The sequence below is a fragment of the Kineococcus glutinatus genome (genome assembly GCF_039542765.1).
Classification (GTDB): domain Bacteria; phylum Actinomycetota; class Actinomycetes; order Actinomycetales; family Kineococcaceae; genus Kineococcus_A; species Kineococcus_A glutinatus.
This window is the reverse complement of the sequence record NZ_BAABIL010000007.1, coordinates 22,032-43,427: the sequence shown is the minus strand read 5'-3', so window position 1 is coordinate 43,427 and position 21,396 is coordinate 22,032. Positions and strand designations below refer to the sequence as shown.

At 70.5% G+C, this 21,396-nt stretch carries 18 protein-coding genes and 1 tRNA gene; 17 read left to right on the top strand and 2 right to left on the bottom strand.

The window, feature by feature from the left end:
* Positions 1-32: 32 nt before the first annotated feature.
* The gene (locus ABEB16_RS00760) at positions 33-998 is read right to left on the bottom strand and encodes an ABC transporter ATP-binding protein (RefSeq protein WP_345710369.1); all 966 of its coding nucleotides are present in this window, start codon (positions 996-998) and stop codon (positions 33-35) included.
* A gap of 106 nt (positions 999-1,104) precedes the next feature.
* Complete coding sequence (locus tag ABEB16_RS00755) at positions 1,105-2,331, bottom strand: pyridoxal phosphate-dependent aminotransferase (protein WP_345710368.1); 1,227 nt, start codon at positions 2,329-2,331, stop codon at positions 1,105-1,107.
* 144 nt (positions 2,332-2,475) lie between these two features.
* On the opposite strand from ABEB16_RS00755, the gene ABEB16_RS00750 reads away from it, so the two are divergent.
* From ABEB16_RS00750 to rplW, 17 genes are all read left to right on the top strand, one after another.
* Positions 2,476-2,548, top strand: a tRNA-Trp gene (locus ABEB16_RS00750).
* A 46-nt stretch (positions 2,549-2,594) separates the two neighbouring features.
* On the top strand, positions 2,595-2,831 hold the full coding sequence (secE, locus tag ABEB16_RS00745) for a preprotein translocase subunit SecE (protein WP_425560064.1): 237 nt from the start codon (positions 2,595-2,597) through the stop codon (positions 2,829-2,831).
* A 41-nt stretch (positions 2,832-2,872) separates the two neighbouring features.
* A complete protein-coding gene (nusG, locus tag ABEB16_RS00740) occupies positions 2,873-3,766 on the top strand; it encodes a transcription termination/antitermination protein NusG (protein WP_345710367.1) in 894 nt (297 codons plus the stop codon).
* A gap of 121 nt (positions 3,767-3,887) precedes the next feature.
* Positions 3,888-4,319, top strand: coding sequence for a 50S ribosomal protein L11 (gene rplK / locus ABEB16_RS00735; protein ID WP_345710366.1), 432 nt, complete (start codon positions 3,888-3,890; stop codon positions 4,317-4,319).
* 94 nt (positions 4,320-4,413) lie between these two features.
* Complete coding sequence (gene rplA, locus ABEB16_RS00730) at positions 4,414-5,130, top strand: 50S ribosomal protein L1 (RefSeq protein WP_345710365.1); 717 nt, start codon at positions 4,414-4,416, stop codon at positions 5,128-5,130.
* A 326-nt stretch (positions 5,131-5,456) separates the two neighbouring features.
* Positions 5,457-6,011, top strand: coding sequence for a 50S ribosomal protein L10 (gene rplJ / locus ABEB16_RS00725; RefSeq protein WP_345710364.1), 555 nt, complete (start codon positions 5,457-5,459; stop codon positions 6,009-6,011).
* A 96-nt stretch (positions 6,012-6,107) separates the two neighbouring features.
* Entirely contained in the window at positions 6,108-6,497 is a 390-nt protein-coding gene (gene rplL, locus ABEB16_RS00720; RefSeq protein ID WP_345710363.1) for a 50S ribosomal protein L7/L12, read from the top strand.
* Positions 6,498-6,903: 406 nt separating this feature from the next.
* Entirely contained in the window at positions 6,904-10,389 is a 3,486-nt protein-coding gene (gene rpoB, locus ABEB16_RS00715; RefSeq protein ID WP_345710362.1) for a DNA-directed RNA polymerase subunit beta, read from the top strand.
* Positions 10,390-10,482: 93 nt separating this feature from the next.
* Positions 10,483-14,370 (top strand): DNA-directed RNA polymerase subunit beta', encoded by a 3,888-nt coding sequence (locus ABEB16_RS00710; RefSeq protein WP_345710361.1) that lies wholly within the window; start codon positions 10,483-10,485, stop codon positions 14,368-14,370.
* 271 nt (positions 14,371-14,641) lie between these two features.
* A complete protein-coding gene (gene rpsL / locus ABEB16_RS00705) occupies positions 14,642-15,016 on the top strand; it encodes a 30S ribosomal protein S12 (RefSeq protein ID WP_345710360.1) in 375 nt (124 codons plus the stop codon).
* Complete coding sequence (gene rpsG, locus ABEB16_RS00700) at positions 15,016-15,486, top strand: 30S ribosomal protein S7 (protein WP_345710359.1); 471 nt, start codon at positions 15,016-15,018, stop codon at positions 15,484-15,486. The genes rpsL and rpsG overlap by 1 nt, the downstream gene beginning before the upstream one ends.
* A 77-nt stretch (positions 15,487-15,563) precedes the next feature.
* Entirely contained in the window at positions 15,564-17,666 is a 2,103-nt protein-coding gene (fusA, locus tag ABEB16_RS00695; RefSeq protein ID WP_345710358.1) for an elongation factor G, read from the top strand.
* Positions 17,667-17,781: 115 nt separating this feature from the next.
* Positions 17,782-18,975, top strand: a complete 1,194-nt coding sequence (gene tuf, locus ABEB16_RS00690) for an elongation factor Tu (protein WP_345710357.1) — start codon at positions 17,782-17,784, stop codon at positions 18,973-18,975.
* A gap of 366 nt (positions 18,976-19,341) precedes the next feature.
* The gene (gene rpsJ / locus ABEB16_RS00685; protein ID WP_012084982.1) at positions 19,342-19,650 is read left to right on the top strand and encodes a 30S ribosomal protein S10; all 309 of its coding nucleotides are present in this window, start codon (positions 19,342-19,344) and stop codon (positions 19,648-19,650) included.
* 13 nt (positions 19,651-19,663) lie between these two features.
* Complete coding sequence (gene rplC / locus ABEB16_RS00680) at positions 19,664-20,323, top strand: 50S ribosomal protein L3 (protein ID WP_345710356.1); 660 nt, start codon at positions 19,664-19,666, stop codon at positions 20,321-20,323.
* Positions 20,324-20,327: 4 nt separating this feature from the next.
* Positions 20,328-21,056, top strand: coding sequence for a 50S ribosomal protein L4 (rplD, locus tag ABEB16_RS00675; protein ID WP_345710355.1), 729 nt, complete (start codon positions 20,328-20,330; stop codon positions 21,054-21,056).
* Positions 21,053-21,364 carry a 50S ribosomal protein L23 gene (gene rplW / locus ABEB16_RS00670; protein ID WP_345710354.1) on the top strand — a complete coding sequence of 104 codons (312 nt, stop codon included), beginning with the start codon at positions 21,053-21,055 and terminating at the stop codon, positions 21,362-21,364. Before rplD ends, rplW begins: the two co-directional genes overlap by 4 nt.
* The last annotated feature ends 32 nt before the right edge of the window (positions 21,365-21,396 follow it).

Sequence of the window (21,396 nt, the reverse complement as noted above, 5' to 3'; positions counted from 1 at the left end):
GTGCCGCTGCGCGGGTGCGGTGCCGAGGGCGCTCACCGCGCACCCGCCGCTGCCGCCGCCGTGCCCGCGCCGGTCGCTGCGGACCCACCGTCGGGTGCGGACCCGCCGTCGGGTGGTGCGGCGCCCGGTGCCGTGGCGGAGTCGACGAGGGCGAGGTAGGCGTCCTCCAGCGTGGGCCGGTGGATCTGCAGACCGGGCACCTCGCCGTCCACGAGCAGGTCCTCGCGCTGCAGCAGCCGCCGCAGCAGGGCGGTGGGGTTCGCGGTGACCTCCTCGCGCGTCCTGCCGTGCTCGGTCCAGGAGACGGTGGCGCCGAGGTCGAGGCGGCCCCCCAGCGCCGCGGGGGTGCTGACCTCCACGAGGCGCCCGGCGGCGACGACCCCGACGCGGTCGGCCAGCTGGGCCGCCTCGTCGAGGTAGTGCGTGGTGAGCAGGATGGTGGTGCCGCCGGCGCGCAGGGAGCGGATCAGCTCCCAGAACCGGCGGCGGGCCTCGGGGTCGAAGCCGGTGGTGGGCTCGTCGAGGAAGAGCAGCTCGGGTCGGCCGACGATCCCGAGGGCGACGTCGAGGCGGCGGCGCTGGCCGCCGGAGAGCGCCCGAGCCCTGGTGCGCCGCTGCGCCGTCAGCCCCACGGCCGCGATGACCTGCTCGGGGTCGTGGGGGTCGGGGTAGTAGCGGGCGAAGTGGTGGACCGCCTCGGCGACGGTGAGGTCCGCGGCGTCGGTGGTGCTCTGCAGCACGATGCCCAGGCGCGCGCGCCAGCCGAGCCCGGCGGTGGCGGGGTCCTCGCCGAGCACGAGGACGTCCCCGCCGTCGCGGGTGCGGTAGCCCTCCAGCACCTCCACCGTCGTGGTCTTGCCGGCGCCGTTGGGGCCCAGCAGCGCGAAGCACTCGCCGCGGGCCACGTCGAGGTCGAGGCCGCCGACGGCGAGGCGCTCGCCGTAGCGCTTCACCAGGCCGCGCACCCGGACGGCGGGAGCGGTGGTCGTCGTAGTCATGGCTCCACGATCACGTGCGCCGGCGCCGGCCGGCACCACCGGAGGGCGGGACGCGGCGTCCACCGGTCGGTGGACACCGCGCCGCCACCGGTGCCGGCGCCGCTGCTCACCGCGCCTCGGCCAGCAGCCGCTGCAGGCGCCCGACGCCCTCGACGAGGTCGGCGTCGCCGAGGGCGTAGGACAGCCGCAGGTAACCGCTGGGGCCGAAGGCCTCCCCGGGCACGACGGCGACCTCCGCCTCGTCGAGGGCCAGGGCGGCCAGGTCGGCGGAGGAGGTGATGGTGCGCCCCCGCACGGTCCGGCCGAAGAGCCCCTTGACGCTGGCGTAGGCGTAGAAGGCGCCCTCCGGCAGGGGGCACTCGACGCCGTCGATCTCGTTGAGCATCCCGACGATGGTGCGCCGGCGCCGGTCGAAGGCCTCGCGCATGGCGGCGACGGCGGTGAGGTCGCCGGTCAGGGCGGTCACCGCGGCCTGCTGGGAGACGTTGGCGACGTTGGAGGACAGGTGGGACTGCAGGTTGGTGGCCGCCTTGACCACGTCACGCGGGCCGACGAGCCAGCCCACCCGCCAGCCGGTCATGGCGTAGGTCTTGGCGACGCCGTTGAGCACGACGCACGTCTCCGCCAGCTCGGGCACCTCCACGGGCATCGAGGCCGCGCGCACGCCGTCGTAGGTGAGGTGCTCGTAGATCTCGTCGGTGACCACCCACAGGCCGTGCGAGTGCGCCCAGCGGCCGATCGCCCGGACCTCCTCGGGCGGGTAGACCGCGCCGGTGGGGTTGGAGGGGGAGTTGAACAGCAGCACCTTGGTGCGCTCGGTGCGGGCCGCCTCCAGCTGCTCGACGCCGACGCGGTAGCCGGCGTCCTCGCCGGCGAAGACGTCGACGGGCACGCCGCCGGCGAGGCGGATCGCCTCCGGGTAGGTGGTCCAGTAGGGGCTGGGCACGAGCACCTCGTCGCCCGGGTCCAGCAGCGTCGCGAAGGCCTCGTAGACGGCCTGCTTGCCCCCGTTGGTCACGAGGACCTGCTCGGCCTCGACGGCGAACCCGGAGTCGCGCAGCGTCTTGTCGGCGATCGCGCGCCTGAGCGCGGGCAGGCCGCCCGCGGGGGAGTAGCGGTGGTTGGCGGGGTCCGTGCAGGCGGCGGCGGCGGCCTCGACGATCGCCTGCGGGGTGGGGAAGTCCGGTTCCCCGGCGCCGAAGCCGATGACGGGCCGCCCGGCGGCCTTGAGCGACTTCGCCCGGGCGTCCACGGCGAGGGTCGCCGACTCGGCGATGCCCGCGACGCGGGCGGAGACGCGGGGGCGGGCGGGGGCGTCGGTTCGCGGGCTCACGGCCCCATCGTGGCACTGACGGGGCCCCGCGCGGGGAGGGGTCGCAGCACCCCCGTTCGACGCCAGCTCGCCTCGTCGCCTAGACTGCCCGAGGCGGTTGCGGCCGCCATGCTGACGCGCGCCCCCCGGTGCGCCGACGCGCACAGGGCAGTGGCGCAATTGGTAGCGCTCCGGTCTCCAAAACCGGTGGTTGGGGGTTCGAGTCCCTCCTGCCCTGCGAGAGGACCCGAGGGAACCGACGAGCATCCCGGATCGAGGACGAGTTGAGCGAGACGTCGACCGCCGCGGATCGCCAGGCGCCAGGCAGCCGTCCCGGTCCTCGCCTGTTCCTGCGCCAGGTCGTCGCGGAGCTGCGCAAGGTCGTCTGGCCCACCCGCTCGGAGCTGCTGTCCTACACGGGTGTCGTCCTCGTCTTCGTCCTGGCGATGATGCTCCTCGTGTCCGGGCTGGACTACGGCATCGGCAAGCTCGTCCTGCTGGTGTTCGGCTCGGGCTCCTGACGTCCCGACCACCCGACACCCGAAGGAAGCAGGTCGCCACCGTGTCCGAGCAGTGGGTTCCGTCGTCCGGTGAGCGCTCCCGGCCGAGCGACGACCCCTTCGCCGTCGCGCAGACGTACGACGCGGCCGACGTCACCGACGACGTCGAGGCCGACGCGGAGGCCGTGCTGGAGCAGGCCGCCGTCGACGACGAGCAGGGGGGTGCGCCGAGCGAGCCGCCCCTGGTGGACGACCCCGACGGCCCGCAGGAGCTCGGGCTCGCCGCCGACGAGGCGGGCGCGGACGACGCGGCGGACGCCGACGAGGAGCCGGCCCCCGCGGACGAGGAGGTGGGCGACGACGTCGACGAGGTCGAGGAGTTCCGCACCAAGCTGCGCCGCCTGCCCGGCGACTGGTACGTCATCCACTCCTACGCCGGTTACGAGAACCGCGTGAAGGCGAACCTCGAGACGCGCATGACCAGCCTCAACATGGAGGACTTCATCTACCAGGTGGAGGTCCCCATGGAGGAGGTCGTCGAGGTCAAGAACGGCCAGCGCAAGCAGGTCCGCCGCGTGCGCATCCCCGGCTACGTCCTGGTCCGCATGGACCTCACCGATGAGTCGTGGGGTGCGGTGCGCCACACCCCGGGCGTCACGGGCTTCGTCGGCAACACCCACCAGCCGGTGCCGCTGTCCACCGACGAGATCTTCTCCATGCTCGCCCCGGCGCTGCAGCCGAAGGAGAAGCCGGCCGCCAGGGCCGCCGCCGCCGAGGTCAGGGTCGTCGACTTCGAGGTGGGGGAGTCCGTGACGGTCATGGAGGGCCCCTTCGAGACCCTCCCGGCCACCATCTCGGAGATCAACGCCGACCGGCAGAAGCTCACGGTCCTCGTGTCGATCTTCGGCCGCGAGACGCCGGTGGAGCTCAACTTCAACCAGGTCGCCAAGATCTGACGCGTCCCGGCGCGGCCGGTGCGCCGTCCCGCGCCGCGTAGACTGGACCCGCGCGGCCACAACCCCTCGTCGCCCGAGAAGCGGGCACCGACAGGGCCGCCCTGCCTGGAAGGACACGATCATGCCCCCCAAGAAGAAGGTCTCGGCGATCATCAAGCTGCAGATCAAGGCCGGCCAGGCGACCCCGGCCCCGCCGATCGGCCCCGCGCTGGGTCAGCACGGCGTGAACATCATGGAGTTCTGCAAGGCCTACAACGCCCAGACCGAAGGTCAGCGCGGCAGCATCGTGCCCGTCGAGATCACGGTCATGGAGGACAGGTCCTTCACCTTCATCACCAAGACCCCGCCGGCCTCGGAGCTCATCAAGAAGGCGGCCGGTGTCCCCAAGGGCTCGGGCGTCCCGCACACCACCAAGGTCGGCAAGCTGACCTCGGCCCAGGTGCGCGAGATCGCCGAGGCGAAGATGGCCGACCTCAACGCCCTGGACGTCGAGCAGGCCGCGAAGATCATCGCGGGCACCGCCCGGTCCATGGGCATCACCGTCGAGGGCTGAGCCCCCGCACGACGACGGGTCCCGGTCCCGGGACCCGGTGGCAGGGCCGCGCGCGGCCCGACGACCACGACTCCCACCCACCGCAGGAGCAGCAGTGAAGCGCAGCAAGGCATACCGCGCGGCCGCCGAGAAGATCGACCGCGACGCCCTCTACAGCCCCCTCCAGGCCGTGCGCCTGGCGCGGGAGACCGCCTCCACGAAGTACGACGCGACCGTCGAGGTGGCCCTGCGCCTCGGTGTCGACCCGCGCAAGGCGGACCAGATGGTCCGCGGCACGGTCAACCTGCCGCACGGCACGGGCAAGACGGCCCGCGTCCTCGTCTTCGCCGTCGGCGAGCGGGCCGCGCAGGCCGAGGCCGCCGGTGCCGACATCGTCGGTGGCGACGAGCTCATCGACGAGGTCGCCAAGGGCCGCCTCGACTTCGACGCGGCGGTCGCGACCCCCGACCTCATGGGCAAGGTCGGCCGCCTCGGCAAGGTGCTCGGCCCCCGCGGCCTCATGCCCAACCCCAAGACGGGCACGGTGACCATGGACGTCGCCAAGGCCGTCACGGAGATCAAGGGCGGCAAGATCGAGTTCCGCACCGACAAGCACGCCAACCTGCACTTCATCATCGGCAAGGCGTCGTTCACCGAGGAGCAGCTCGTCACGAACTACGCCGCCGCCATCGACGAGGTGATGCGCCTGAAGCCGTCCGCGGCCAAGGGGCGCTACGTGCGCAAGGCGACCCTGGCGACGACCATGGGCCCGGGCATCCCGCTCGACCCGACCGCCACGCGCAACCTCCTCGAGGAGGGTGCGCCGGCCTGAGGCCGTCCACCAGCAGGCGCTCGACCCGGAGGGCGCGGACCGCACGCGGTCCGCGCCCTCCGGCGTCCCCCGGCGGGGAGCCGCGCGGCGCCGGCCGCACGGCGTGATTTCACGGCGCGGGAAGGGCTGTGGCATGCTGGACGCGCCGAAGACCGCCGGTCGCCACCTCCGGGTGGCAGAAGGTCCCGTTCCTCAGGGCGACCCGCGCAGGCACGATGCTCGAACCGGTGCGCCCCGTCGTCCCGGTCCACGCCCCGTGCGCCTGCGCCGGGGCGTTCTGCGTGTCCGGGCCCGGCCGGTTCCCCCGAGAAGTGGAAGGAGGGCCCATGGCACGGCCCGACAAGGCAGCCGCCGTCAAGGAGATCGCAGACCTGCTGCGCAGCTCCAACGCGGCGGTGCTCACCGAGTACCGGGGGTTGACCGTCTCGCAGCTCACCGCGCTGCGGCGCTCGCTGGGTGGGACGACCACCTACGCGGTGCTCAAGAACACGCTGACCACCATCGCTGCCAAGGAAGCCGGTGTCACGGCCTTCGAGGGCCAGCTCGTCGGCCCGACCGCCATCGCCTTCGTCAAGGGCGACCCGGTGGAGGCCGCGAAGGGGCTGCGTGACTTCGCGAAGACCAACCCCCAGCTGATCGTCAAGGGCGGGATGCTCGAGGGGCGCGCCATCAGCGCCGCCGACGTCACCGCGCTCGCGGACCTCGAGTCCCGCGAGGTGCTGCTCGCCAAGGTCGCCGGCGTCCTCAAGGCGTCGCAGAGCAAGGCCGCAGCCCTCTTCAACGCTCCGCTCTCCAAGGCCGTCCGCACCGTGGACGCGCTGCGCGAGAAGGTCGCCGCCGGTGCTCCGGCCCCGGCCGCCGAGGAGCCCGCGGACGCCTGACGGCGCCCGCCAGGGGCTGCTCGACCGAGCCGTCCCCGAGCCAGGACTGACCGTGGCGCTCCCGCCACGGACGACGATGAGGAAGGACCCGCCACCATGGCGAAGCTCAGCACCGCGGAGCTGCTCGACGCGTTCAAGGAGATGACGCTGATCGAGCTCTCCGAGTTCGTGAAGCAGTTCGAGGAGACCTTCGACGTCACCGCCGCCGCCCCCGTGGCCATCGCCGGCGGCGCTGTCGCCGGCGGCGGGGCCGACGCCCCGGCCGAGGAGGAGAAGGACGAGTTCGACGTCATCCTCGAGTCCGCCGGTGACAAGAAGATCGGCGTCATCAAGGAGGTGCGCGCCCTCACCAGCCTCGGCCTGAAGGAGGCCAAGGACCTGGTGGACGGCGCCCCCAAGCCGGTCCTGGAGAAGGTCAACAAGGAGGCCGCGGAGAAGGCGAAGGCGGCCCTCGAGGGCGCCGGCGCCACCGTCACCCTCAAGTGACCTGACGCGGCGCCCGCCGCCGCGTCGATCGCGCAGCAGCGCACCCGGAGGGGCGTGCGAGCACCGGCTCGCACGCCCCTCCGTCGCGTCCGCCCGGTCCGGGCGGTGCCCGGGTGGTACCCGGGTGGGCGGGGAGAGGTGCGATCGGGCGGTGTGTCACGGCGGGTCCACCTTGACGGCGGGGGCCGTGACGGCCATCCTCACTACCGGCTCGATCGTCCGGAGGCAGCGCTGCCCCCGGGACCGGAGCGTCAGTGGCACCCCGTCGGAGGGGTGTGGACAGTCCTGCCTTCTGTGGCTATGATGCATATTTGCGCTGCCCAGAGCCAGATGGCCGGTCACCGGATGACCGAGTGGGGCCGGGACAGTGCTCGAAACGTTCGCAGGCCCGTGGAAGGACCCCTCTTTGGCCGCCTCGCGCACAGCGTCCGCACCTGGCACCGCTTCGGCCCTGACCGCTTCCGGTCGTTACTCCTTCGGCAAGATCCGCGAGCCGCTGGAGGTCCCGGACCTCCTGGCGCTGCAGACCGAGAGCTTCGACTGGCTCCTCGGCAACGAGCGCTGGCAGCGCCGGGTCGAGGCCTCCCGCTCCGGCGGGCTGGACGTGCCCACCACCTCGGGGCTGGAGGAGGTCTTCGAGGAGATCTCCCCCATCGAGGACTTCTCCGGCTCCATGTCCCTCTCGTTCCGCGACCACCGGTTCGAGCCGCCCAAGTACTCGCTCGACGAGTGCAAGGAGCGGGACATGACGTACGCGGCTCCGCTGTTCGTCACGGCGGAGTTCATGAACACCACGACCGGTGAGATCAAGAGCCAGACCGTGTTCATGGGCGACTTCCCGCTCATGACCGAGCGCGGCACCTTCGTGATCAACGGCACGGAGCGCGTCGTCGTCTCCCAGCTCGTGCGCTCGCCCGGCATCTACTTCGAGCGGATCGCCGACAAGACGTCCGACCGCGACGTCTACACCGCCAAGATCATCCCCTCCCGCGGTGCCTGGCTCGAGTTCGAGATCGACAAGCGCGACATGGTCGGTGTCCGCATCGACCGCAAGCGCAAGCAGTCCGTGACCGTCCTGCTCAAGGCGCTGGGCTGGAGCGAGTCGCAGATCCGCGAGGAGTTCGCCGACTACGAGTCGATGATCTCCACCCTGGAGAAGGACCACACCTCCGGCGTCGAGGACGCGCTGCTCGACATCTACCGCAAGCTGCGCCCGGGTGAGCCCCCGACGCAGGAGGCCGCGCGCAACCTGCTCGACAACCTCTACTTCAACCCCAAGCGCTACGACCTGGCCAAGGTCGGTCGCTACAAGGTGAACAAGAAGCTCGGGCAGGAGCACCCGCTGGCCAACAGCGTGCTCTCGGTGGAGGACATCGTCTCCACCATCAAGTTCCTCGTCCGGCTGCACGCGGGGGAGACCTCGATGCCCGGCACCCGCAGCGGGGAGCCGGTGGAGGTGCGCGTCGAGGTCGACGACATCGACCACTTCGGCAACCGCCGCCTGCGCAGCGTCGGCGAGCTCATCCAGAACCAGGTCCGCACCGGCCTGTCCCGGATGGAGCGCGTCGTCCGCGAGCGGATGACGACCCAGGACGTCGAGGCCATCACGCCGCAGACGCTCATCAACATCCGTCCCGTCGTGGCCTCCATCCGGGAGTTCTTCGGGACGAGCCAGCTGTCGCAGTTCATGGACCAGACCAACCCGCTGGCCGGCCTGACGCACAAGCGGCGCCTGTCCGCCCTCGGTCCCGGTGGTCTGTCCCGCGAGCGCGCCGGCATGGAGGTCCGCGACGTCCACCCGTCGCACTACGGCCGCATGTGCCCGATCGAGACCCCCGAGGGCCCGAACATCGGCCTCATCGGCTCGCTGTCCTCCTACGGGCGCATCAACCCGTTCGGCTTCATCGAGACGCCGTACCGCAAGGTCGTCGACGGCATCGTCAGCGACGAGGTGGACTACCTCACCGCCGACGAGGAGGACGGCTTCGTCATCGCCCAGGCCAACGCGCCGCTGGCCGCGGACGGCAGCTTCGCCGAGGCCCGCGTGCTGGTGCGCGCCAAGGGCGGCGAGGCGGAGTTCGTCCCGCGCGAGGACGTCGACTACATGGACGTCGCCGCCCGGCAGATGGTCTCCGTGGCCACCGCGATGATCCCGTTCCTCGAGCACGACGACGCCAACCGTGCGCTCATGGGCTCCAACATGCAGCGCCAGGCCGTCCCGCTCGTGCGGGCCGAGGCGCCGCTGGTGGGCACCGGCATGGAGTTCCGCGCCGCCGTGGACGCCGGTGACGTGATCACCGCCACGAAGGCCGGTGTCGCGACGGAGGTCTCCGCCGACCTGGTGAGCGTCTCCAACGACGACGGCACGACGTCGGTCTACCGCGTCGCGAAGTTCCGCCGCTCCAACCAGGGCACCGCGTACAACCAGCGCGTCCTGGTCGACGAGGGCGACCGCATCGAGGTCGGCTCCGTGCTGGCCGACGGCCCGTCCACCGACGGCGGCGAGATGGCGCTGGGGCGCAACCTGCTCGTGGCGTTCATGCCGTGGGAGGGCCACAACTACGAGGACGCGATCATCCTGTCGCAGCGCCTCGTGCAGGACGACGTCCTCTCCTCGATCCACATCGAGGAGCACGAGGTCGACGCCCGCGACACGAAGCTGGGGCCGGAGGAAATCACCCGCGACATCCCCAACGTCGCGGAGGAGGTGCTCGCCGACCTCGACGAGCGCGGGATCATCCGGATCGGCGCCGAGGTCGTCCCCGGCGACATCCTCGTCGGCAAGGTGACCCCCAAGGGCGAGACCGAGCTGACCCCCGAGGAGCGGCTGCTGCGCGCGATCTTCGGCGAGAAGGCGCGCGAGGTGCGCGACACCTCCCTGAAGGTGCCGCACGGCGAGACCGGCACGGTCATCGGCGTGAAGCTCTTCGACCGCGACGAGGGCGACGAGCTGCCCCCGGGCGTCAACCAGCTCGTGCGCGTCTACGTCGCGCAGAAGCGCAAGATCACCGACGGTGACAAGCTCGCCGGCCGGCACGGCAACAAGGGCGTCATCTCCAAGATCCTGCCCGTGGAGGACATGCCGTTCCTGGAGGACGGCACGCCGGTCGACGTCATCCTCAACCCCCTCGGCGTGCCGAGCCGGATGAACGTCGGGCAGGTCCTGGAGCTGCACCTGGGCTGGGTCGCGGCGCAGGGCTGGGAGATCGAGGACCAGCCCGACTGGGCGAGCCTCATCCCCGAGGAGATCCGCAGCGCGCCGGGCGGCACCCGCGTCGCCTCGCCGGTCTTCGACGGCGCCCGCGAGCACGAGATCACGGGTCTGCTGTCCTCGACGCGCCAGACCCGCGACGGCCAGCGCCTGGTCGGCGGCGACGGCAAGGCCCGCCTGTTCGACGGGCGCAGCGGCGAGCCGTTCCCCGACCCGGTCTCGGTCGGCTACATGTACATCCTGAAGCTGCACCACCTGGTCGACGACAAGATCCACGCCCGTTCGACCGGCCCCTACTCCATGATCACCCAGCAGCCGCTGGGTGGTAAGGCGCAGTTCGGCGGCCAGCGCTTCGGCGAGATGGAGGTCTGGGCCCTGGAGGCCTACGGCGCCGCCTACGCCCTGCAGGAGCTGCTGACGATCAAGTCCGACGACGTCCTGGGCCGCGTGAAGGTCTACGAGGCGATCGTCAAGGGCGAGAACATCCCCGAGCCGGGCATCCCCGAGTCCTTCAAGGTGCTCATCAAGGAGATGCAGTCGCTGTGCCTGAACGTGGAGGTGCTCTCCAGCGACGGCATGTCCATCGAGATGCGCGACAGCGACGAGGACGTCTTCCGGGCCGCCGAGGAGCTGGGCATCGACCTGTCCCGGCGCGAGCCCAGCAGCGTCGAAGAGGTCTGACGGACCGCCGGGGCCCGCGCGTGAGCGGGCCCCGGCGACCGCCGGCCGGATCATCCCCGTCAGACCAAGGACACCGAAAGAGAGAAGGGCACGTTGCTCGACGTCAACTTCTTCGACGAGCTGCGCATCGGGTTGGCCACCGCGGACGACATCCGCACGTGGTCGCACGGTGAGGTCAAGAAGCCCGAGACCATCAACTACCGCACCCTGAAGCCGGAGAAGGACGGGCTCTTCTGCGAGAAGATCTTCGGTCCGACCCGGGACTGGGAGTGCTACTGCGGCAAGTACAAGCGGGTGCGCTTCAAGGGCATCATCTGCGAGCGCTGCGGCGTGGAGGTGACCCGCGCCAAGGTGCGCCGCGAGCGGATGGGGCACATCGAGCTCGCCGCTCCCGTGACGCACATCTGGTACTTCAAGGGCGTCCCGAGCCGGCTCGGGTACCTGCTCGACCTGGCGCCGAAGGACCTCGAGAAGGTCATCTACTTCGCCGCCTACATGATCACGTGGGTCGACGAGGAGGCGCGCCACCGCGACATGTCCTCCCTGGAGGCGCAGATCGAGGTCGAGAAGCGCGAGATCGAGAACCGCCGCGACGCGGACGTCGACGCCCGGGCCAAGACGCTGGAGAGCGACCTGGCGGAGCTGGAGGCCGAGGGCGCCAAGTCCGACGTCCGCCGCAAGGTGCGCGAGTCCGCCGAGCGGGAGATGGCGCAGATCCGCCGGCGCGCCGACACCGAGATCGACCGGCTCACCACCGTCTGGGACCGCTTCCGCACCCTCAAGGTGCAGGACCTCGAGGGTGACGAGGTGCTCTACCGCGCCATGCGCGAGCGCTTCGGCATGTACTTCGAGGGCGGCATGGGGGCCGCGGCCCTGCAGAAGCGCCTGCAGAGCTTCGACCTCGGCGCGGAGGCGGAGAGCCTGCGCGAGACCATCGCGACGGGCAAGGGGCAGCGCAAGACGCGCGCGCTGAAGCGGCTGAAGGTCGTCTCGGCCTTCCTCACCACCCGCAACTCCCCGCAGGGCATGGTCCTGGACTGCATCCCGGTCATCCCGCCGGACCTGCGCCCGATGGTGCAGCTCGACGGCGGCCGGTTCGCCACCAGCGACCTCAACGACCTGTACCGCCGCGTGATCAACCGCAACAACCGCCTCAAGCGCCTCCTGGACCTCGGGGCGCCGGAGATCATCGTCAACAACGAGAAGCGGATGCTGCAGGAGGCCGTCGACGCGCTGTTCGACAACGGTCGCCGCGGTCGCCCCGTCACCGGCCCGGGCAACCGGCCGCTGAAGTCGCTGTCCGACATGCTCAAGGGCAAGCAGGGTCGCTTCCGGCAGAACCTGCTCGGCAAGCGCGTGGACTACTCCGGCCGCTCGGTCATCGTCGTGGGCCCGCAGCTGAAGCTGCACCAGTGCGGTCTGCCCAAGCAGATGGCGCTGGAGCTCTTCAAGCCGTTCGTCATGAAGCGGCTCGTGGACCTCTCCCACGCGCAGAACATCAAGTCGGCCAAGCGCATGGTCGAGCGCGCCCGCCCGGTGGTCTGGGACGTCCTGTCCGAGGTCATCACCGAGCACCCGGTGCTGCTCAACCGCGCGCCCACGCTGCACCGCCTCGGCATCCAGGCCTTCGAGCCGCAGCTCGTCGAGGGCAAGGCCATCCAGATCCACCCGCTCGTCTGCACCGCGTTCAACGCGGACTTCGACGGCGACCAGATGGCCGTGCACGTGCCGCTGAGCGCGGAGGCGCAGGCCGAGGCCCGCATCCTCATGCTCTCGAGCAACAACATCCTCAAGCCGGCCGACGGGCGGCCCGTGACCATGCCCACCCAGGACATGATCATCGGGATCTACCACCTGACGACCGAGCGCGAGGACGTGCACGGGGCGGGGCGGACCTTCTCCTCGGTCGCCGAGGCGATCATGGCCTTCGACGCGCGGGAGCTGCACCTCAACGCCCCCGTGCGGATCCGGTTGTCCCAGGTGGTGCCGGACGAGGCCATGACGGCGGGCCTGCCCGAGGACTGGCAGCAGGGCGACGACCTGGTCGTGGCGACGACCCTCGGCCGTGCCCTGCTCAACGAGGCGCTGCCGGCGGACTACACGTTCGTCAACGCCGTCGTGGACAAGAAGCGGCTGTCGGCGATCGTCAACGACCTCGCCGAGCGCTACCCGAAGGTCCAGGTGGCCGCGACGCTGGACGCCCTGAAGGAGGCCGGCTTCCACTGGGCCACCCGCTCGGGGACCACCGTCTCCATCGCCGACGTCGTCTCCCCGCCCAACAAGCAGGAGATCCTCGAGCGCTTCGAGGCGAAGGCGGAGAAGGTCCAGCAGCAGTACGAGCGGGGCCTGATCACCGACGACGAGCGGCGCCAGGAGCTCATCGAGATCTGGACCCAGGCGACCAACGAGGTGGCCAAGGACCTCGAGGCCGCCATGCCCACGCACAACACCATCCACCGGATGGTGTCGTCGGGGGCGCGGGGCAACTGGATGCAGATGCGCCAGCTCGCCGGCATGCGCGGCCTCATGGCCAACCCGAAGGGCGAGATCATCCCGCGCCCGGTCAAGGCCAGCTTCCGCGAGGGCCTGTCCGTGCTGGAGTTCTTCATCACCACGCACGGCGCCCGCAAGGGCCTGGCCGACACGGCGCTGCGGACGGCGGACTCCGGGTACCTCACCCGGCGCCTGGTCGACGTCTCCCAGGACGTCATCGTCCGCGAGCCGGACTGCGGCACCGAGCGCGGCCTGGTCATGCCCATCGCGGTGCGGGGGGCCGACGGCACCCTGCGCCGCCACGACGACGTCGAGACCAGCGTGTACGCCCGCGTGCTCGCCGCCGACGTCGAGGCGGACGGCCAGGTCGTCCTGGGGGCGGGCGAGGACCTCGGCGACGTGGTCATCGACCACCTCGTGACCCAGGGCGTGGAGTCGATCAAGGTGCGCTCGGTGCTGACCTGCGAGTCGCGGGTGGGCACGTGCGCCAAGTGCTACGGGCGCTCGCTGGCCACCGGCAAGCTCGTGGACATCGGCGAGGCCGTCGGCATCGTCGCGGCCCAGTCGATCGGCGAGCCGGGCACCCAGCTCACGATGCGCACCTTCCACACCGGTGGTGCCGCGAGCGAGTCCGGTGACATCACGCACGGCCTGCCGCGCGTGGTGGAGCTCTTCGAGGCGCGCACCCCCAAGGGTGTGGCCCCGATCTCGGAGGTGGCCGGCCGGGTCGCCGTCGAGGAGACCGACAAGGGCCGGCGCCTCCTCATCACGCCGGACGACGGCTCGGAGGAGATCGCCTACCCGGTGAGCAAGCGCTCGCGCCTGCTCGTCCAGGACGGCCAGCACGTGGAGGTGGGGGAGAAGCTCGTCCAGGGCGCCATCGACCCCAAGCAGGTGCTGCGCATCCTCGGGCCCCGGCAGGTGCAGATCCACCTCGTGGACGAGGTCCAGGAGGTGTACCGCAGCCAGGGCGTGTCGATCCACGACAAGCACATCGAGGTCATCGTCCGCCAGATGCTCAAGCGGGTGACGATCATCGAGTCCGGTGACGCCGAGCTGCTGCCCGGCGAGCTCGCGGAGCGTGCGCGCTTCGAGGAGGAGAACCGGCGCGTGGTGGCCGAGGGCGGGCAGCCGGCCTCGGGTCGCCCGGAGCTCATGGGCATCACGAAGGCGTCGCTCGCGACGGACTCGTGGCTGTCGGCGGCCTCCTTCCAGGAGACCACCCGGGTGCTGACGAACGCCGCCATGGAGGGCCGCAGCGACCCGCTGCTGGGCCTGAAGGAGAACGTCATCATCGGCAAGCTCATCCCGGCGGGCACGGGCCTGGCCCAGTACCGCAACATCCGGGTGGAGCCGACCGAGGAGGCGAAGGCGACGATGTACTCGGTGCCGGGTTACGACGACGTCGACTACGCCCAGTTCGGCCTCGGCAGCGGGCAGGCGGTCCCGCTGGAGGAGTTCGACTACGGCAGCAGCGACTACCGCTGACGCCGCACCGCGTGCGGCGGGAGGGTCCCCTCGCGGGGGCCCTCCCGCCGCGTGCCCAGCCCCGGGGGGCCGTTTTGACCCCCCTCAGCTCAACGGGTAGCCTCGATGGTGCTCGGGACGAGCCTGCCTGCTGCGCCCATCGACCGGTGGAGGGCAACGGAGTCCGTCCCGCGTGACACGCCCGACCTCGTGGGTCGGCGGTGGCTACCGCAGCGCCCGCCACGGCGGCGAGCGACAGCCGATATTCCGACTGAACGAACATGGAGACAGGGTGCCCACGATCCAGCAGCTGGTCCGCAAGGGTCGGCAGGACAAGGTCGCCAAGACCAAGACGCCGGCGCTCAAGGGCAGCCCGCAACGGCGCGGCGTGTGCACCCGCGTCTACACCACCACCCCCAAGAAGCCGAACTCCGCGCTGCGCAAGGTGGCCCGCGTCCGCCTGACCAGCCAGATCGAGGTCACCGCCTACATCCCCGGTGTCGGCCACAACCTCCAGGAGCACTCGATCGTGCTCGTCCGCGGCGGCCGCGTGAAGGACCTCCCCGGTGTGCGCTACAAGATCGTCCGGGGGTCGCTGGACACCCAGGGCGTGAAGAACCGCAAGCAGGCTCGCAGCCGCTACGGCGCGAAGAAGGAGAAGAGCTGATGCCGCGCAAGGGCCCCGCCCCCAAGCGTCCCCTCGTGGTCGACCCGGTCTACCAGTCCCCGCTGGTGACCCAGCTCGTCAACAAGGTGCTCCTCGACGGCAAGAAGTCCGTCGCCGAGAGCATCGTCTACGGCGCGCTCGAGGGTGCTCGCGCCAAGTCGGGCAACGACCCGGTCGTGACGCTCAAGCGCGCGCTCGACAACGTCAAGCCGGCCCTCGAGGTGCGCTCCCGGCGCGTCGGCGGCTCGACGTACCAGGTGCCGATCGAGGTGCGGCCCAGCCGCTCCACGACCCTCGCCCTGCGCTGGCTCGTGAGCTACTCCCGCCAGCGCCGCGAGAAGACGATGACCGAGCGCCTCATGAACGAGATCCTCGACGCGAGCAACGGCCTCGGTGCTGCGGTGAAGCGCCGCGAGGACACCCACAAGATGGCCGAGTCGAACAAGGCCTTCGCGCACTACCGCTGGTGATCCCAGCGCCGAGCGCGCCGTGCGGTCCGGCCTTCCCGGACGCGACCCCGTCTAGCCCAGGGAAGAGGCAGTAGAACGTGGCACTCGACGTGCTGACCGACCTCCACAAGGTCCGCAACATCGGCATCATGGCGCACATCGACGCCGGCAAGACCACGACGACCGAGCGGATCCTGTTCTACACCGGGATCAACTACAAGATCGGCGAGGTCCACGAGGGCGCCGCCACGATGGACTGGATGGAGCAGGAGCAGGAGCGGGGGATCACGATCACCTCGGCGGCCACCACCTGCTTCTGGAACGACAACCAGATCAACATCATCGACACCCCGGGCCACGTCGACTTCACGGTCGAGGTGGAGCGCTCGCTGCGCGTCCTCGACGGTGCCGTGGCGGTCTTCGACGGCAAGGAGGGCGTCGAGCCCCAGTCGGAGACGGTGTGGCGGCAGGCGGACAAGTACGACGTCCCCCGCATCTGCTTCGTCAACAAGATGGACAAGCTGGGCGCCGACTTCTACTTCACGGTCCAGACCATCGTGGAGCGCCTGGGCGCCGAGCCCCTGGTCATGCAGCTGCCGATCGGTGCGGAGAACTCCTTCACCGGCGTCATCGACCTGGTCCACAACCGCGCCCTCACCTGGCGCGGCGAGGTCAAGAAGGGCGAGGACTACACGATCGAGGAGGTGCCGGCGGACCTCGCGGAGAAGGTCGAGGAGTACCGGCACAAGCTCATCGAGCGCGTCGCCGAGTCCGACGAGGCGCTGCTGGAGAAGTACCTGGGCGGCGAGGAGCTGACCCCGGAGGAGATCAAGGGCGCCGTCCGCAAGCTGACGATCGCCAGCGAGGTGTACCCCGTCTTCTGCGGCTCGGCGTTCAAGAACAAGGGCGTGCAGCCCATGCTCGACGCCGTCATCGACTACCTGCCGTCCCCGCTGGACGTGCCGGCCGTCGAGGGCCACGCGGTGGGCAAGGAGGAGGAGCACATCACGCGCGAGGCCGACGCCGGGGCCCCGTTCTCCGCGCTCGCTTTCAAGATCGCCTCGCACCCCTTCTTCGGCAAGCTCACCTACGTCCGGGTGTACTCCGGCCGCGTCGCCTCCGGCTCGCAGGTCGTGAACTCGACCAAGGGCAAGAAGGAGCGCATCGGGAAGCTCTTCCAGATGCACTCCAACAAGGAGAACCCGGTCGACGAGGCCCGCGCGGGCCACATCTACGCGATGATCGGGCTGAAGGACACGACGACGGGCGACACGCTCTCCGACCCGCAGTCGCAGGTCGTGCTGGAGTCGATGACCTTCCCCGAGCCGGTCATCCACGTCGCGATCGAGCCCAAGACCAAGGCCGACCAGGAGAAGCTGGGCACGGCGATCCAGAAGCTGGCCGAGGAGGACCCGACCTTCCAGGTCCGCCTCGACGAGGAGACCGGCCAAACGGTCATCTCCGGCATGGGCGAGCTGCACCTCGACATCCTGGTGGACCGCATGCGCCGGGAGTTCAAGGTCGACGCCAACGTCGGCAAGCCCCAGGTCGCCTACCGCGAGACCATCCGCCGCAAGGTGGAGAAGGTCGACTACACCCACAAGAAGCAGACGGGTGGATCGGGCCAGTTCGCGAAGGTCCAGGTCACCATCGAGCCCCTGGACACGGCCGAGGGCGACCTCTACCAGTTCACCAACGCGGTGACCGGTGGCCGCGTGCCGCGCGAGTACATCCCCAGCGTCGACGCCGGCATCCAGGACGCGATGCAGCAGGGCGTGGTCGCGGGCTACCCGCTCGTCGGCGTGAAGGCGACGCTGGTGGACGGCGCGGCGCACGACGTCGACTCCTCGGAGATGGCGTTCAAGATCGCCGGCTCGATGGTGCTCAAGGAGGCCGTCCGCAAGGCGGACCCGGTCCTGCTGGAGCCCGTCATGGGCGTCGAGGTGCGCACCCCGGAGACGTACATGGGTGACGTCATCGGTGACCTCAACTCCCGCCGCGGCCAGATCCAGGCCATGGAGGACGCCAGCGGAGCCAAGGTCGTCCGCGCGCTCGTCCCGCTGTCGGAGATGTTCGGCTACGTCGGGGACCTGCGGTCCAAGACCCAGGGCCGCGCCGTCTACTCCATGCAGTTCCACTCCTACGACGAGGTTCCGCGGAACGTCGCCGAGGAGATCGTCAAGAAGGTCCGCGGGGAGTAGTCCCCCGACCGAGCCGCACGACGGCCCGTCTGGCACCCTGGATCAGACGGGCCCCAACGGCCACCCGCCCGATCCACCGGGTCGGGGAAGACACCAGTCCCGAGGAGGACCCCCAGTGGCGAAGGCGAAGTTCGAGCGGACTAAGCCGCACGTCAACATCGGCACGATTGGTCACATCGACCACGGGAAGACGACGCTCACCGCGGCGATCACCCGCGTGCTGCACGACAAGTACCCGGACCTGAACCAGGCATCGGCGTTCGACCAGATCGACAAGGCTCCGGAGGAGCGCCAGCGCGGTATCACCATCTCGATCGCGCACGTCGAGTACCAGACCGAGGCGCGCCACTACGCCCACGTCGACTGCCCGGGTCACGCGGACTACATCAAGAACATGATCACGGGTGCGGCGCAGATGGACGGCGCCATCCTCGTGGTCGCGGCCACCGACGGCCCGATGCCGCAGACCAAGGAGCACGTCATCCTGGCCCGCCAGGTCGGCGTCCCCTACATCGTCGTGGCGCTCAACAAGGCCGACATGGTCGAGGACGAGGAGCTCCTCGAGCTCGTCGAGATGGAGGTGCGCGAGCTCCTCTCCCAGTACGAGTTCCCCGGCGACGACGTCCCCGTCGTGCGCGTCTCGGCGCTGAAGGCCCTCGAGGGCGACGCCGAGTGGGGCGAGCGGCTCATGGAGCTCATGAACGCGGTCGACACCGCGATCCCCGAGCCCGAGCGCGCCGTCGACCAGCCCTTCCTCATGCCGATCGAGGACGTCTTCACGATCACTGGTCGTGGCACCGTCGTCACCGGTCGCATCGAGCGCGGCATCCTCAAGGTCAACGAGACGGTCGAGATCGTCGGCATCCGCGAGAAGTCGCAGTCGACGACCGTCACCGGCATCGAGATGTTCCGCAAGCTGCTCGACGAGGGCCAGGCCGGCGAGAACGTCGGCCTCCTGCTCCGCGGCCTCAAGCGCGAGGACGTCGAGCGCGGTCAGGTCGTGTGCAAGACCGGCTCGATCACCCCGCACACGGAGTTCGAGGCGAACTCCTACATCCTGTCCAAGGACGAGGGTGGCCGGCACACGCCGTTCTACAACAACTACCGTCCGCAGTTCTACTTCCGGACCACGGACGTGACGGGTGTCGTCAGCCTGCCCGAGGGCACCGAGATGGTCATGCCCGGTGACAACACCGAGATGACCGTCCAGCTCATCCAGCCGATCGCCATGGAAGAGGGCCTCAAGTTCGCGATCCGCGAGGGTGGCCGCACCGTCGGCGCCGGCCGGGTCACGAAGATCCTCAAGTGACCTGAGCGGCGCGAGCCGCTGAGGGGCCAGTGAACGGGGTGGACCGCCAACGGTCCACCCCGTTCCGCTGAGGGGGCCGTTGGAGATCGCCGAATTGGCCAAGCCGCCCTCCGTCTGGCAGACTGGTCCGGTTGCTGCGCGCCGTCGATGCGGTGGGTTCTGCCCAACGCCAGGTGAGCGGGTACCGGAGCCAGTCCCAGGGGCTGCGCCGGTCACGATCGGAACAAGACCACACCGGGCAACCGACACGGGTGGATCGCGCCTCGCGGGCGCGACACGCCCGACCTCGGGGGTCGGGGCTGGGAGACCAGTCCCGCACCGCGCACGAGTCAGTAGCGGTACGAAGAGAGAGAGTCAGACGACGCCATGGCGGGACAGAAGATCCGCATCCGGCTCAAGGCCTATGACCACGAGGTCATCGACAGCTCGGCGCGCAAGATCGTCGACACGGTGACCCGGACGGGCGCCTCTGTCGCCGGGCCCGTGCCGCTGCCGACGGAGAAGAACGTCTACTGCGTGATCCGCTCGCCGCACAAGTACAAGGACAGCCGCGAGCACTTCGAGATGCGCACCCACAAGCGCCTCATCGACATCATCGACCCCACGCCGAAGACGGTCGACTCGCTGATGCGTCTCGACCTGCCCGCGGGTGTCGACATCGAGATCAAGCTCTGAGGGACAGCACACGATGAGCGACAGGCAAGTGCGAGGGGTGCTCGGCACCAAGCTCGGTATGACCCAGGTGTGGGACGAGGCCAACCGCCTCGTGCCGGTCACCGTGGTGCAGGCCGCGCCGAACGTCGTCACCCAGGTCCGCACCACCGAGACCGACGGCTACCAGGCCGTGCAGCTGGCCTTCGGGACCATCGACCCGCGCAAGGCGAACCAGCCCGCGTCCGGGCACTTCGCCAAGGCCGGGGTGGCGCCGCGGCGCCACCTGGTCGAGCTGCGCACGACCGACGCGGCGAGCTACACGCCCGGGCAGGAGGTCACCGTCGAGATCTTCGCGGCCGGCCAGACCGTCGACGTCGTCGGCACCACGCGCGGCAAGGGCACCGCCGGTGTCATGAAGCGTCACGGCTTCGCCGGTGTCAGCGCCTCCCACGGTGCGCACCGCAACCACCGCAAGCCCGGCTCCATCGGCGGCTGCTCGACGCCCGGCCGCGTCTTCAAGGGCCTGCGCATGGCCGGCCGCATGGGCGCCGCCCGGCAGACGACCCAGAACCTGAAGGTGCACGCCGTCGACGCGGAGAAGGGTCTGCTGCTCATCGCGGGCGCCGTCCCCGGTCCCCGCGGCGGCGTGGTCCTCGTGAAGAACGCCGCCAAGGCGCGCGTCAGGGAGGCCTGAGCTCATGACCGCGACGACTGAGGCCGCTGCGCCCATCACCGTCGACGTGCGGACCGCCGGTGGCGGCACCGCCGGCACCGTCGAGCTGCCGGCCGAGCACTTCGGCGTCCAGACCAACATCCCCCTGATCCACCAGGTGGTCGTGGCCCAGCTCGCCGCCGCGCGGCAGGGCACCCACGACACCAAGAACCGCGGTGAGATCAGCGGCGGCGGCAAGAAGCCCTACAAGCAGAAGGGCACCGGCCGCGCCCGCCAGGGCTCGCTGCGCGCCCCGCAGTTCACCGGCGGTGGCACGGTCCACGGGCCGACGCCGCGCAGCTACGTGCAGCGCACCCCCAAGAAGATGAAGGCCGCCGCCCTGCGCGGTGCGCTCTCCGACCGCGCCCGCCACGGCCGCGTGCACGTCGTCGACGGCTTCGCCGTCGGTGAGGTGCCCTCGACGAGGACCGCGGTGAACCTGCTGGCCGAGGTCAGCCAGCGCCGCCACGTGCTCGTGGTGCTCGCCCGCGGCGACGAGCTGGCCCGCAAGAGCCTGCGCAACGTCGAGCGCGTGCACCTGCTGCCGGCCGACCAGCTGAACACCTACGACGTGCTCGTCTCCGACGACGTCGTGTTCACCCGGGCCGCCCTCGAGGCCTTCGTGGCGGGTCCGGCCAAGGGCCGCGGCGCCACCGCCGTGGCGACCGAGTCCGAGGCCGCCTCGCTCGCGGCCGCCGAGGGGAGCGCCCAGTGAGCATCGTCGGCAACGTCCAGAAGGACCCGCGCGACATCCTGCTCGCGCCGGTCGTCTCCGAGAAGAGCTACGGGCTGCTCGACGAGGGCAAGTACACCTTCCTCGTCGACCCGTCGGCGAACAAGACGGAGATCAAGGTCGCCGTCGAGCGCGTCTTCGGCGTGAAGGTGGCCTCCGTCAACACCGCGAACCGCCAGGGCAAGCGCCGCCGCACCAAGTTCGGCATCGGCCGGCGCAAGGACACCAAGCGGGCCATCGTGACGTTGCGCGAGGGCACCATCGACATCTTCGGCGGTTCGGCCGCCTGACGCGGCCGATCGCAGGACCTACGAGTCGGAGA